The sequence below is a fragment of the Xanthomonas translucens pv. cerealis genome, from assembly GCF_006838285.1.
Taxonomy (GTDB): domain Bacteria; phylum Pseudomonadota; class Gammaproteobacteria; order Xanthomonadales; family Xanthomonadaceae; genus Xanthomonas_A; species Xanthomonas_A cerealis.
Genome location: NZ_CP038228.1, coordinates 2,289,925 through 2,303,561, shown reverse-complemented (window position 1 = coordinate 2,303,561; position 13,637 = coordinate 2,289,925). Strand labels below are relative to the sequence as shown.

The following is a 13,637-nucleotide window of genomic DNA, read 5'->3' as shown; positions in this document are numbered from 1 at the left end:
ATGCGCGGGGATGGACGTCCCTGCCAGCGTGACGTTGCCGCTGGTCCGACCGATGTGTGCCCGACGCCGTGAGCGCCGCGGTCGACCCGACACTGTCGCGTTGCGATGCGCCACGCAGCGTTGGCATGGTTTCTTGGCACAACGCTTGCGTCGTTTCGATCAGGTACGCGCGCGATAGCGCTCAAAGCTGCCATTGCATGCTTTGATGCTCACCACTTGCAATTCCTTAGGAGAGAGCATGAAACGTTCCCTGTCGTCATTGTTACGCATAGTCGCGTGCCTTTGCATGTCGGCTGGTTTGGCCCTGGCGCCGCACATCGCGCATGCGGCAGCCGTCTGCAGCGCTGGCCAATGGGTCGCCAATCCCAATGACACCGACATGCCGGCAGTGCGCTACGAAACCACGCACTTTGCGTTCCGCTGGGAAGATGCAGAACAGGTTCCCCGCGCCGATCTGGAAGCGGCAGGCAAGGAACTGGAATTGATCTGGAACACCTATATCAACCGCATCCGTTTTCCAGAACCCTATTGCGCTTCGGCGACGAAGTACAAGGTCAGCATCTATTTGAAGTCCGACTTTGGCATGCATGGCGGGGTCACCGACAGTGGCGGAATGGGCATGTGGGTTTCGATCTCCCTGTTGCAGGATCACTGGGATATGGCGCATGAACTTACCCATGCGCTGCAAGGCGCCAGCGGTGGTTTGACCGAGTCGGAGTACACCGGCTGGATCTGGGAATCGCATGCCAACTGGATGGCGCACCAGATCGATGAGTACCACAACACCGAGGTTCACTGCTCGACGACGCTTGTGAACTATCCGCATCTCTACCTGGGCTCGACCCGGGACCGCTACTGCAACTGGCAATTCATGGAGTATCTCAAGGACCGTTTCGGCTATTCCATCATCAACGACATGTGGGCCAAGGCGCCCAAGTCCGGCGATCCCGGCCTGGCCGATGCGGATCCGTTCTCGGTCATCCGCGACAACATGGGCTGGACCCAGTCGCAGCTCAACGACGTGTTTGGCGACTGGGCGATGCATAACGTGAACTGGGATTACACCGATCCCGATGGTCGCGATCATGGCGTGTTGATGCGCGAACAATACGGCAGTAACGATGCGTTCGATCCAGAAAACACCGCGGATTGGAATAACCGTGATCTCGCCTTGCGCCTGACCCAGCTCGACCAGGTGCCGGGCCAGGAGCGCCGCTACCGCGTGCCGTTCGATTGGGCGCCGCAGCGTTGGGGCTACAACCTGGTACGGTTGATTCCCGCTGCCGGCGCCGCCGCGATCGGCGTCAAGTTCGCAGGCGATGTGCAGACGCAGTCCGCGGTGAACGTATTGCCGGGCTTGGACAACGATCCCAGTGCCATCGCCTTGCCCGATTCGGACTGGCGCTGGGGCGTGGTTGCGATCGATGCGGCGGGCAAGGCGCGTTACAGCCCTTTGCAGCGCGGCGCCAGCGCTTCGCTGCAGTTCGATCTGAAGCGTGGCGATACCGGGCTCTATCTGGTGGTGATGGGCACACCGAGCAAAATGCACAAGATCAAGTGGGACCAGTCTTATTACTCGATCTATCGCTACCCGTGGAGCGTCACGCTCGACAATGCCTATCCATCCGGCCGCCAGCCGAATGCGCCGACGCCGACGGCGCTCGGCACCCGCCACGCCAACGGTGGCGGCTGGGTCGCGCGCAATGCCTATGTCGCGCCCACCGCCTACGTCGGCCCGGACGCGCGCGTGCTTGGTGGGCAGGTGCTGGGCAATGCCCGGATCCAGGACCATGCCACGATCATGGGCGGCACCGTCCAGGACAACGTCGTGGTCGGTGGCTTGAGCGTAGTGCACGATGGAGCGACGATTCGGGACAGCGCCCAGGTGCATACGGTGTTCATGGGGCCGGGCGCGTTCGAAGCATTCACGCTGTCCGGTAATGCCCAGTTGCGCGGCGATGCAGAGGAACGCGGGGCGTCGCCAAGCAAGGGCGTGTTCTACGGCTACGTGGATCCTGGGTTGATCCTGGACCCGGAATACGGTGCGGATCTGACCGGCGCAGTGCCTGAAGTCACCGCAACGCCGCGCTCGCAGTAATCCTGCGGGTCGCGCCATGCGGCGGCGTGCCCGTGCGGGTCCGCCGCCGTTGTCTGTTCGGCGGTGCGTGATGCCCCTCGCCACGCCGAAACGATCATGAGTGTTGCGCAGCATGTCGCTGCCGCGCGCGCGGCAGCAAAGCACCGCGTCCACGCGCGGTTTGTGCGTAATTCGGCATCCGTTCTTCTGTCTGTGCACAAGACGGCAGGGTGACGCCCGCGGGATGATGACCAATGGCCTGCGCACCTTCGCTGCGCAGGTTTGGCACGGCTACCAATCATGCCGACTGCGTGGTCGGCCTCGGGCCAGTGGCCGTATTTTCACAGATCGTCCAACCAGGAGCAGCAGATGCCGATATCCATATTGGTTTTCCCCGGGCTGGGCGCATCACGTCGCGGTGATCTACGATGAAATCCATGCATGACCCCTCCACCGATCCGCTGCCGCACGCCGATGCCTGTACACACGCGCTGGATCCATCGCGGCGGCGCTTCCTGCAGTGGAGCGCGCTGGCGGTGGCCGCGGGGCTGCTGCGCTTCCCGCTGGATGCCGCCGCGTCGAGCGCCGGCGCGGTGCAGGCGCTGCCGCTCAAGCAGGTCACGCTGAAGCCGTCGCTGTTTCTGGATTCGCTGCAGACCAACCGCCGCTACCTGCTGGAATTGGAACCGGACCGCCTGTTGCACAACTTCCTGCACTACGCCGGCCTGCCGCCCAAGGGCGAGGTCTACGGCGGCTGGGAAGGGGACACCATCGCCGGGCACACGCTCGGCCACTATCTCAGCGCGCTGGCCAAGATGCATGCGCAGACCCGCGATGCGGCGCTGCGCCAGCGCATCGACTACATCGTGGCCGAACTGGCGCGCGCGCAGGCCAAGGACGCGGACGGCTACGTCGGCGGACTCACCCGCAAGAACGACAAGGGCGCCATCGACAACGGCAAGGTGGTGTTCGAGGAAGTGCGCCGCGGCATCATCAAGGGCAGCAAGTTCAACCTCAACGGCAGCTGGTCGCCGCTGTACACGGTGCACAAGCTGTTCGCCGGCCTGCTCGATGCGCACGCACTGGCCGGCAACGCGCAGGCGCTGCAGGTGCTGGTGCCGCTGGCCGGCTATCTGGGCGGGGTGTTCGACGCGCTCGACCACGTGCAGATGCAGACCTTGCTGGACACCGAGTTCGGCGGCCTCAACGAGTCCTACATCGAACTGGGCGCGCGTACCGGCGATCCGCGCTGGATCGCGCTGGGCAAGCGCCTGCGCCACGAGAAGGTGATCGATCCGGCCGCTGCCGGTCGCGACGAACTGGCGCATATCCACGCCAATACCCAGGTGCCCAAGTTCATCGGCGAGGCGCGCCAGTTCGAGGTCGCCGGCGATGCCGACGCCGCGGCGGCGGCGCGTTTCTTCTGGGAGACGGTGACCGGCCACTACAGCTACGCGATCGGCGGCAATGCCGACCGCGAGTATTTCCAGGAACCGGACAGCATCGCCGCGTTCCTGACCGAGCAGACCTGCGAGCACTGCAACAGCTACAACATGCTCAAGCTGACCCGACACCTGTACCAGTGGACGCCGCAGGCGCGCTATTTCGACTACTACGAGCGCACCCTGCACAACCATACGATGGCCGCGCAGCATCCGGCCACCGGCATGTTCACCTACATGACGCCGATGATCAGCGGCGGCGAGCGCGGCTTCTCCGACAAGTTCGATTCGTTCTGGTGCTGCGTCGGCAGCGGCATGGAGGCGCATGCGCAGTTCGGCGACTCGATCTATTGGCAGGACGCGGCGTCGCTCTACGTCAACCTGTACATCCCCTCGACCCTGGACTGGCCCGAGCGCGACCTGGCGCTGGAGCTGGACAGCGGCGTGCCGGACAACGGCAAGGTGCGGCTGCAACTGCGTCGCGCCGGCGCCCGCACGCCGCGGCGCCTGCTGCTGCGGCTGCCGGCCTGGTGCCAGGGCGGCTACACGCTGCGCGTCAACGGCAAGGCCCAGCGCGGCACGGCCGCCGACGGCTACCTGGCGCTGGAGCGGCAGTGGCGCAGCGGCGATGTGATCGAACTGGACTTGGCGATGCCGCTGCGCCTGGAGCATGCCGCCGGCGATGCCGACACGGTGGTGGTGATGCGCGGCCCGCTGGCGCTGGCCGCCGATCTTGGCCCGGTCGCCGATCCCTATGACGCGCCGGACCCGGCGCTGGTGGCCGCGGCCGATCCATTGGCAGGGTTCGCCGAATTGCCGCAGCCCGGGCATTTCCTGGCCGCCGCCACGCAGCCGCCGGGGCTGACCTTCGTGCCGTTCTACGCGCAATACGAGCGCCGCAGCGCGCTGTACTTCAAGCGCCTGGCGCCGGCGCAGTGGGCGCAGGAAGCGGCGCGGCGCGCGCGCCAGCAAGCCGAGCGCGCGGCGCTGCAGGCCACCGCGGTGGACATGATCCAGTTCGGCGACGAGGCTTCCGAGCAGGCGCACACGCTGCGCAGCGACACCTCCTTCGGCGGCGCCTACCGCCGCCAGCAGTGTCGCGACGTGCGCGGCAAGGGCTTCGTCGAATTCCAGATGCGCGGCAGCGCGCAGCCGCTGGCGCTGCGCCTGCGCTTCTGGGGCAGCGACAAGGGCCGCTTCAACATCCTGATCGACGGCAAGCTGGCGGTGGAGGTGCAGGTGGACCGCAGCCAGGTCATCGACTTCGTCGATCGCGACTACGCCTTGCCGCCGGCGCTGACCCGCGCTGCGCAGCTGACCTTCCGCATCGAGCCGCAGCACGGCGATACCGCCGGGCCGCTGTTCGGCGGCTGGTTGATCCCGGCCGAGAGCGCATGACCGCTGCCGCCGCGCGCGGCCTGTCCAGCCGCCGCGCCAACCAGTGGATTGCGTACGCGGCGCGGCTTGGCGATGGAGCGCAGCCATTGCCGTGGTTCGACAGACGTTGTGCCGAGTTGCACGCAGCATCACGCCGGCATGCACCGGCTCCCTGACTGAACCGAAAGCAACGGGTATGCATGCCGGTCGGCCGCCCGATCGCGCCGCCGCGCCACGACCATGCGTTATTCCGCATGCAGAACCGCTAATTGCGACAAGACGCCGGTCGCAGTTACAGGCACATTGTGATTGCATCGTTAAAACGTGATGACCTTTGGTTTTCCGGCGCAGCGGCCGGTGCGCGGGACAGGATCCGCCACCGCCCTTGGCCACTCACCGCAGGACCCGCGATGTACGCACGGGCAGCGTGTGAAGGATCGCAGGCATCCCGGTCGTTGTGTCCGGCCTTGCCAGAGCCGCGGCGCAGGAGGCGTATCACCGGCGTCGCTGTTGCAGCGTCGTCCTCATCGCAGTTTCGACCGCTGGCGCGAGCCGGCGCGGATTTGTTCGGCCCATCGTTTTCGCTTATGCCACGTGTCGCCATCGCTCAGGAGATCTCCATGCCGTTCCAGCACGCACCCCATCCTTCCCATCGCCCGCAGCCGCTGGCGCTGGCCGTGGTCGCCGCATTGTCGCTGGGCGCCGCATGCCCGGCGCTGGCGCAGGAGGCGAGTGCGGACGACGGCAAGACCCAGACCCTGGACAGCGTAGTGGTCACCGGCTCGCGCCTGCGCCGGGTCGACACCGAGACCGCCAACCCGGTGGTGACGATCAACCGCGCGCAGATCGAGGCGACCGGCAAGGCCACGCTCGGCGACCTGGTGCAGGAACTGCCGGCGATCGCCGGCAATGCGACCAACCCCAACACCAACAACGGCGGCGGCACCGGCGCCTCGACCATCTCGCTGCGCGGCCTGGGCGACAAGCGCACGCTGATCCTGGTCAACGGCACGCGCCTGGCCAGCAACGACGTCAACGCGATCCCGGCGACGATGATCGAGCGGGTGGAAGTGCTCAGCGACGGCGCCTCGGCGGTGTACGGCTCGGACGCGATCGGCGGCGTGGTCAACTTCATCCTGCGCAAGGGCTTGGACGGCATCGAGGTCAGCACCGACTTCGGCACCAGCTCGCGCAGCGACGGCAACCGCCGCAGCTTCTCGCTGACCGCCGGCAAGACCGGCGAGCGCGGCAGCATCGTCGCCGGCCTGTCCTACCACGACATCGATCCGGTCTCGGCCGGCGCGCGCAGCTATTCGAAGGATGCGCTGTCGCTGATCGACGGGGTGCCGGTGAAGCAGGGCTCCTCGGCCACGCCGACCGGCAGCGTCAGCTTCGACGAAGGTTCCGACCGGTCCAGGGCGCTGGCGGCGAGCAACGGCTGCGCGCGGGTCACCTTCAACGGCGGCAGCGGCAGCCCGACCAATGCCAGCCAGTACCATTGCTACGACGCCGCCAGCGATTCCTACAACTACCAGCCGTACAACCTGCTGCAGACGCCGCAGGAACGCACCAATGCCTTCGTGATCGGCAGCTTCCGCTTCAACGATCACCTGGAAGGCTACGTCAACACCTACTTCAGCAAGACCACCTCGTCCTCGATCATCGCGCCGATCCCGGTCTTCGCCAACGGCGACAATTTCCTGGTTTCCGCCGGCAGCTACTACAATCCGTTCGGGGCCAACTTCGGCACCGACCGCAGCGCCGATACTTCGTACAACAGCTTCAACAGCCGCGCCACGGTGCTGGGCAACCGCCGCTACGAATACGACACCTACAATTTCCAGATCAATCCCGGCCTGCGCGGCAGCTTCGGCGACAGCTCCTGGCAATGGGATGCCAGCGTCAACTACGGCAAGGTCAAGCAGAAGTCGGTCAACCACGGTTTCCTCGACTACGCCGGGTTCAACGCCGCGGTAGGGCCGTCGTTCCTGGACAGCGACGGCACGGTCAAGTGCGGCAGCGCCGGTGCGGCGATCGCCGGCTGCACCCCGATCGACGTGTTCAACCTCAACAGCGAGAGCAACAAGGCAGCGCTGGAAGCGCTGGTGGTCAACCCGATCGTGACCAGCGTCTACAGGGTCAAGCAGTTCGAGGCCAACGCCAACGGCAACCTGTTCGACCTGCCGGCCGGCACGGTGAGCCTGGCCGCGGGCGTGTCCTACCGCAAGGAAAGCACTTCCACCGCCGCCGACCCGCTGTGGACCGGCGACGAGAACGGCATGTGCGGGGTGATCGAATTCTGCGCCACCGTGCTCGGCGGCAGCTTCAGCGTCAAGGAAGCCTATGCCGAGGCGCTGTTCCCGCTGCTGGCCGACCTGCCGCTGGTGCATTCGCTGAACCTGACCGTCGGCAGCCGCTTCTCCGACTACGACAGCGTCGGCAGCAAGACCAACAGCAAGGTCTCGCTGGAGTACCGTCCGATCCAGAACCTGTTACTGCGCGGCACCGTGTCGCAGGTGTTCCGCGCGCCGAACATCAACGAACTGTATTCCGGCGTGGTCGGCGACTCGGCCACGGTCAAGGATCCGTGCAACGGCTATACCGGCGGCCATGCTGCGGCCTGCGCCAACGTACCCACCGACGGCAGCTACCAGCAGGCCGACAACCAGATCGGCGCCAAAGCGTCCGGCGCAGTGGTGGCCGGCTACCAGCTCAAGCCGGAGACCGGCAAGTCCTACGATTTCGGCGTGGTCTACGATCCGGGCTGGCTGGACGGCCTGTCGATGAGCGCGGACCTGTGGAAGATCAACCTGCAGGACACCATCACCCAGGTCTCGGCGCAGACCGTGCTCAACCAGTGCTATCCCAACGCGTCCAGCGCCTACTGCGCGCTGATCCACCGCAACGACAACGGCACCATCAATTACATCGCCGAGCCCACCGTGAACCTAGGCAAGCTGTGGGCCAGCGGCACCGACTTCAGCCTCAACTACCGCCTGCCGGACACCGCGTGGGGCAGCTTCAACGCCAGCCTCAACGGCACTTACGTGATCCGCTACGACATCAATCCGGACACCACCGACGCCAGCACCGTCACCATCCACAATGCCGGCAAGTACACCCAGGCCTACGGCAACTTCCCGCGCTGGCGCGGGCTCGGCGCGCTGAGCTGGAACCTGGGCGACTGGAGCGCGTCGTGGCGCATCCGCTACATCGGCAGCACCGAGATCGGTAGCGAAGATACGCGGCAGAGCCTGTCGGCCGATTCCGGCCTGCCAGGCACGGTGCGCGGCATCGGTTCCTATGTCTATCACAACGTGCAGGTCGGCTATAACCTCACGCCCTGGCACACCCGCCTCGAGCTGGGTGTGGACAACCTGGCCGACAAGCAGCCGCCGCTGTACTACGCCAACAACGTCACCAACGCCAACACCGACGTGGCCACCTACGATCTGCTCGGCCGCTACTACTGGGCGCGGGCGACGGTGAAGTTCTAAGCCCGCGTTCGGCCAGTCCGAAACGTGACATTGCCGATGCCGATGCCATTCCCGGTCGGCATCTGCTCAGGCGCGGCTTGACGTAGTGGTGCGCGATACTGGCGGCAACCGTGTACGCGCCGCCGCCGTGCTGCGCCTGCTTACTCCAGCAACGTCAGCAGGTCCCGATGCAGGTCGCGTGGAATCCGAACGCCCTCGCGTAGGCTACGCGCGCGCGCCTGATAGCGGCGTTGCGAGGGCAGCCGCGCACCGGTGTCCTGGTAGGCGGCGAAGAACGCCTCGGCGCGTGCCATGTGCGCGGCCCACTCCGCGCCCAGGAACCGCACCGGGTCCAAGGCCAGGATCAATTCGCCGTGGTAGGGGGAGGCGCCGGCGCCGGCATCGTGCGCCAGCGATTCTGCGCTGGTGAGGTCGCCGATCAGCGGCCCGGCGATCAGTTCGATCATGGCGGACAGCGCCGACCCCTTGTGTCCGCCGAAGGTCAGCATCGCACCACCGCCGCCGGCGACCACGTTCGGATCGGTGGTCGGCCTGCCGCTGGCGTCCACGCCCCAGCCTTCGGGAATCGGCAGACCGGCGCGGCGGTGCAATTCGATCTCGCCGCGCGCCACCGCGCTGGTGGCGAAATCGAACACGAATGGAAGCGCATCCACACGCGGCCAGCCGAACGCGAGCGGGTTGGTTCCCAGCAAGGGCGTGTGGCCGCCGGCCGGCGTGACCCAGGCATGGCTGGGATTGCAGATCAGCGCGACCAGCCCGGCCTCGGTGATGCGTTCGATTTCCGGCCATAGCGCGGAGAAATGCACGCAATGGTTGATCGCCAGCGCCGCTAGCCCATTGCCGCGCGCCTTTTCGATCAGCGACGGCAGGCCGCGCTCGAATGCCAGCAGCGAAAAGCCGCCGCATGCGTCGACGCGGACGATCCCGGGTGCCTGATCGTGCACGATCGGTTCGGCATCGCCCACCACCTTGCCGTTGCGCAGCGTCGCCACGCATCCCAGGGTCCGGTACAGCCCATGCGATGCGCAGCCGTCGCGTTCGCCTGCGACGATCGTGGTGGTGAGGGTTCGCACATGCGCCGGGCCGAAGCCGGCATGGCGCAGGATGCGTTCGACCAACGCGGTGGCTTGGTCCAGGGACAGGGCGACGGGATCGCTGGCGTTCATCGAAAAAGGCACGGACGGGAGTGACCTGGATTCTCGCCCGCGCCGCGCTGTGTGAACACCCTCGGGCTGCCAAAAACGCTATGGGGTTCTTCAGGGCTGACGATGCAGGGTCGAGCCAATAAACAAAGCCGGCAGGATGCCGGCTTCGTTCTTCCACATGCTTGGCCCGTGCAGCAGGCTTACGCCGACAACTCCAGCAGCAGCTTGTTGAGCCGACGCACATACGCCGCCGGGTCCTTCAGGCTGTCGCCGGCGGCCAGTGCGGCCTGGTCGAACAGCACCCGGGCCAGGTCGCCGAAGCGCTCGCCGTCGGCTTCCGCGTCCAGTTTCTCGATCAGCGGGTGCGCCGGGTTGAACTCGAACACCGGCTTGCTCTCCGGCAGCTTCTGTCCGCTGGCTTCCAGGATCTGCCGCATCTGCAGGCCCAGGTCGCCCTGGCCGATGGCCAGGATCGCCGGCGAATCGGTCAGGCGGTGCGACACGCGCACTTCCGACACGTCCTCGCCCAGCGCCTGCTGGATGCGCTCGACCAGGCCCTGCTTGGCCTTGGCCGCTGCTTCCATGGCCTGCTTTTCTTCGTCGCTGTCGAGCTTGCCCAGGTCCAGGTCGCCGCGCGCCACGTCGACGAAGGACTTGCCGTCGAACTCGGTGAGGTAGCTCATCAGCCACTCGTCGATGCGGTCGGTGAGCAGCAGCACTTCGATGCCCTTCTTGCGGAACACTTCCAGGTGCGGGCTGTCCTTGATCTGCGCGTAGCTTTCGCCGCTCAGGTAGTACAGCTTGTCCTGGCCGTCCTTCATCCGCGCCACGTAGTCGGCCAGCGCCACGCTGTGCTCGGCGTCGCCGCTATGGGTGGAGGCGAAGCGCAGCAGGCCGGCGATCTTCTCGCGGTTGGCGAAGTCCTCGGCCGGGCCTTCCTTCAGTACCTGGCCGAAATGCTTCCACACGCTCTTGTAGCGTTCGGGTTCGTCCTTGGCCAGCTTCTCCAGCATGTCCAGCGCACGCTTGGTCAGCGCCGACTTCATCGAGTCGATCACCGGGCCGGACTGCAGGATTTCGCGCGACACGTTCAGCGGCAGGTCGCTGGAATCGACGATGCCCTTGATGAAGCGCAGGTACAGCGGCAGGAACTGTTCGGCCTGGTCCATGATGAAGACGCGCTGCACGTATAGCTTGAGCCCACGCGAGGCGTCGCGCTGGTACAGGTCGAACGGCGCGCGTCCCGGCACGTACAGCAGCGAGGTGTAGTCGAGCTTGCCCTCGACCTTGTTGTGGCTCCACGCCAGCGGGTTCTCGTGGTCGTGCGCGATGTGCTTGTACAGCTCCTGGTATTCCTCGTCCTTGATCTCGGTGCGCGGCCGCGTCCACAGCGCGCTGGCGCGGTTGACGGTCTCCCACTCCGGGGTTTCCGGCTTGTCCTTGTCCTCGCCGTGGTGTTCCTTCGGCAGTTCGATCGGCAGCGCGATGTGGTCGGAATACTTGCGCACGATGCCGCGCAGCTTCCAGCCGTCGGCGAAGCCGTCCTCGCCTTCCTTCAGCTGCAGCACGATGCGGGTGCCGCGCTCGGGCTTGTCGATGGTGGCGACCTCGAACTCGCCTTCGCCGCGCGAGGACCAGTGCACGCCCTCGCTGGCCGGCAGCCCGGCGCGGCGGCTGTACACGTCGACCTGGTCGGCGACGATGAAGGCGCTGTAGAAGCCCACGCCGAACTGGCCGATCAGGTGCGAATCCTTCTTCTGGTCGCCGGACAGGTGCTTGAGGAAATCGGAGGTGCCGGACTTGGCGATGGTGCCCAGGTGCGAGACGATCTCCTCGCGGCTCATGCCGATGCCGTTGTCGTCGATGGTGACGGTGCCGGCGTCCTTGTCGAAGCCGATGCGGATGCGCAGCTGCGCATCGCCGTCCAGCAGTTCGGGCTTGACCAGCGCCTCGAAGCGCAGCTTGTCGGCCGCGTCGGAGGCATTGGAGATCAGCTCGCGCAGGAAGATCTCCTTGTTGGAATACAGCGAGTGGATCATCAGCTGCAACAGCTGCTTGACCTCGGTCTGAAAGCCCAGGGTTTCTTTTTGGGTTTCCACGCTCATCGGTGCTTGCTCCAGGGGGGGATGGCTGGCCGCGCGGAGGAGGGCGCGACTCTGCCTGCGGACATGGTGGCGGGCAGGCCCGGCTTCAAGCGCGGGCGGCGCAAGCGGTGGCCGCAGCGCTGGTCTATCATCCGGTCCCCCGTTCCGTGCCGCCGCCGTCGATGCCGATCCCGCGCCCGTTTCCTGCCGATCCCTTGCCGTGGCGCCGCCGCCGATGAGCCGCGCCGGCGAAGGTCAGGTACGCATCATTGGCGGCCGCTGGCGCAATACGCGGCTGCCGGTGCCGGACCAGCCGGGCCTGCGCCCGACCTCGGACCGGGTCCGCGAGACCCTGTTCAACTGGCTGCTGCCGGCGCTGCCCGGCGCGCGCGTGCTGGACCTGTTCGCCGGCAGCGGCGCGCTCGGCCTGGAGGCGGTGTCGCGCGGCGCGGCCTCGGCCTGTCTGGTCGAGCGCGACCCGGTGCTGGCCGCCGGCCTGCGCGCCAGTGTCGCCAGGCTGCAGGCGCAGGCGCAGATACAGGTGGTGCAGGACGACGCGCTGCGCTGGCTGCAGGCGCCGGGGACCGACGCCCCGGCCGACATCGCCTTCGTCGACCCGCCGTTCGCCGATGGGCTGTGGGACGCGGTGCTGCAACGGCTGCCGGCGCGGCTGGCGGCCGACGCCTGGCTGTACCTGGAGTCGCCGGCAGGGCGGGCGCCGGCGCTGCCGGCGCCGTGGGCGCTGTACCGCGAGGGCGGCAGCCGCGAGGTCCGCGCTGCCCTGTATCGGTGCACCGCTGCTACACTTCCCGGCGACCTTCACGCGGTATCCAACGCATGACCGTGGCCCACAGCCGCATCGCCGTCTACCCAGGGACCTTCGATCCGATCACCAACGGTCACATCGACCTGGTCAACCGGGCCGCGCCGCTGTTCGAGCGGGTCGTGGTGGGCGTGGCGCAGAGTCCGTCCAAGGGGCCGACGCTGCCGCTGCAATTGCGCGTGGACCTGGCCCGCGAGGCGTTGGCCGGGCATCGCAACGTGGAGGTGATCGGCTTCGACACGCTGCTGGCGCATTTCGTGCGTTCGGTCGGCGGCGGGGTGCTGCTGCGCGGCCTGCGTGCGGTATCGGATTTCGAATACGAGTTCCAGATGGCGAGCATGAACCGGCATCTGATCCCGGAGGTGGAGACGCTGTTCCTCACCCCGGCCGAGCAACACAGTTTCATTTCGTCGTCGCTGGTACGCGAGATCGCGCGGCTGGGCGGGGACGTGTCCGGCTTCGTGCCGCCGTCGGTGATGCAGGCGCTGGTCCAGGCCCGCCAGGCCGCGGCGCAGCGCTGAGCCGTCCGCCATTCACAAGACAACAAGGGAGCCATCCATGAAGAACACCTTACGCGTGCTGCTGATCGCATCGCTGGCAATGGGCTTCACCGCCTGCAAGAAGGAAGAGGCCGCCGCGCCCGCCGCCGACGCGCAGACGGCGCTGGTTGCGCCGTCCAAGGACGACGACGCCGGCTGGAAGAAGTACCTGCAGGAAGTGGCGTTGCAGAACATGGGCAACATCACCAACAGCCCGTTCCTGTATTACCTGCCGCCGGAGTCGGATGCGGATTTCCAGGCCAAATACGATCGCCAGGTCGAAAGCGCCACCACCGCCATCGGCCGCGGCATCCAGCCGGGCAATATGCTGGCGTTCGGCTCCTCGGCCTCGGCCAAGATGGCCGACCTGATCGCCGCCGCCTTCGCCAAGGTCGAGCCGAACACGATGAAGGGCGTGCGCGTGGTCTACATCGGCAGCGCCGCCGACAGCGCACGCGTGCAGTCGGTGATCCAGCCGACTGGCGCCGAGTACATCTTCGTCGAAGCGAAGTGAGGCATCGCCGGCGCGCCTGCCCGGGCGCGCCGGCCACGCTGCCTGCCAGGCGTTCGGCGCGGCGAAGCGGAGATGCGTGGCGGCCATCTGCGGCCGCCACCGATGCGCTGACGCAAGGTCAGTCGCGTGTGGAATCGGC

8 protein-coding genes are annotated in these 13,637 nt (G+C 66.7%); 6 read left to right on the top strand and 2 right to left on the bottom strand.

What is annotated here, in order from left to right; translation table 11 throughout:
- Nucleotides 1-238 precede the first annotated feature (238 nt).
- From E4A48_RS10145 to E4A48_RS10135, 3 genes are all read left to right on the top strand, one after another.
- A complete protein-coding gene (locus E4A48_RS10145) occupies nucleotides 239-2,098 on the top strand; it encodes an Svx/AvrXca family virulence/avirulence protein (protein WP_142742353.1) in 1,860 nt (619 codons plus the stop codon).
- Nucleotides 2,099-2,505: 407 nt separating this feature from the next.
- Nucleotides 2,506-4,917, top strand: coding sequence for a beta-L-arabinofuranosidase domain-containing protein (locus E4A48_RS10140; protein ID WP_409976369.1), 2,412 nt, complete (start codon nucleotides 2,506-2,508; stop codon nucleotides 4,915-4,917).
- A gap of 599 nt (nucleotides 4,918-5,516) precedes the next feature.
- Entirely contained in the window at nucleotides 5,517-8,393 is a 2,877-nt protein-coding gene (locus E4A48_RS10135; RefSeq protein ID WP_039006715.1) for a TonB-dependent receptor, read from the top strand.
- Between the two features lie 140 nt (nucleotides 8,394-8,533).
- Here E4A48_RS10135 and E4A48_RS10130 read toward each other — a convergent pair whose 3' ends face one another.
- Nucleotides 8,534-9,559, bottom strand: coding sequence for an Ldh family oxidoreductase (locus E4A48_RS10130; RefSeq protein ID WP_058196045.1), 1,026 nt, complete (start codon nucleotides 9,557-9,559; stop codon nucleotides 8,534-8,536).
- A gap of 179 nt (nucleotides 9,560-9,738) precedes the next feature.
- Nucleotides 9,739-11,643 (bottom strand): molecular chaperone HtpG, encoded by a 1,905-nt coding sequence (gene htpG / locus E4A48_RS10125; protein ID WP_039006711.1) that lies wholly within the window; start codon nucleotides 11,641-11,643, stop codon nucleotides 9,739-9,741.
- 214 nt (nucleotides 11,644-11,857) lie between these two features.
- Between htpG and rsmD the strand changes: the two genes are divergently transcribed.
- From rsmD to E4A48_RS10110, 3 genes are read left to right on the top strand one after another with little or no spacing between them, the layout of a single operon-like run.
- Nucleotides 11,858-12,463, top strand: a complete 606-nt coding sequence (rsmD, locus tag E4A48_RS10120) for a 16S rRNA (guanine(966)-N(2))-methyltransferase RsmD (protein WP_039009131.1) — start codon at nucleotides 11,858-11,860, stop codon at nucleotides 12,461-12,463.
- On the top strand, nucleotides 12,460-12,966 hold the full coding sequence (gene coaD, locus E4A48_RS10115) for a pantetheine-phosphate adenylyltransferase (RefSeq protein ID WP_039006709.1): 507 nt from the start codon (nucleotides 12,460-12,462) through the stop codon (nucleotides 12,964-12,966). Before rsmD ends, coaD begins: the two co-directional genes overlap by 4 nt.
- 37 nt (nucleotides 12,967-13,003) lie before the next feature.
- Nucleotides 13,004-13,498 (top strand): hypothetical protein, encoded by a 495-nt coding sequence (locus E4A48_RS10110; RefSeq protein ID WP_039006707.1) that lies wholly within the window; start codon nucleotides 13,004-13,006, stop codon nucleotides 13,496-13,498.
- Nucleotides 13,499-13,637: the final 139 nt, after the last annotated feature.

What these genes read in the sequence shown, in the direction of transcription:
- E4A48_RS10145 (WP_142742353.1), top strand. Translation starts at nt 239, where the DNA reads ATGAAACGTTCCCTGTCGTCATTGTTACGCATAGTCGCGTGCCTTTGC.
- E4A48_RS10140 (WP_409976369.1), top strand. Translation starts at nt 2,506, where the DNA reads ATGAAATCCATGCATGACCCCTCCACCGATCCGCTGCCGCACGCCGAT.
- E4A48_RS10135 (WP_039006715.1), top strand. Translation starts at nt 5,517, where the DNA reads ATGCCGTTCCAGCACGCACCCCATCCTTCCCATCGCCCGCAGCCGCTG.
- E4A48_RS10130 (WP_058196045.1), bottom strand. Translation starts at nt 9,559, where the DNA reads ATGAACGCCAGCGATCCCGTCGCCCTGTCCCTGGACCAAGCCACCGCG.
- htpG (WP_039006711.1), bottom strand. Translation starts at nt 11,643, where the DNA reads ATGAGCGTGGAAACCCAAAAAGAAACCCTGGGCTTTCAGACCGAGGTC.
- rsmD (WP_039009131.1), top strand. Translation starts at nt 11,858, where the DNA reads ATGAGCCGCGCCGGCGAAGGTCAGGTACGCATCATTGGCGGCCGCTGG.
- coaD (WP_039006709.1), top strand. Translation starts at nt 12,460, where the DNA reads ATGACCGTGGCCCACAGCCGCATCGCCGTCTACCCAGGGACCTTCGAT.
- E4A48_RS10110 (WP_039006707.1), top strand. Translation starts at nt 13,004, where the DNA reads ATGAAGAACACCTTACGCGTGCTGCTGATCGCATCGCTGGCAATGGGC.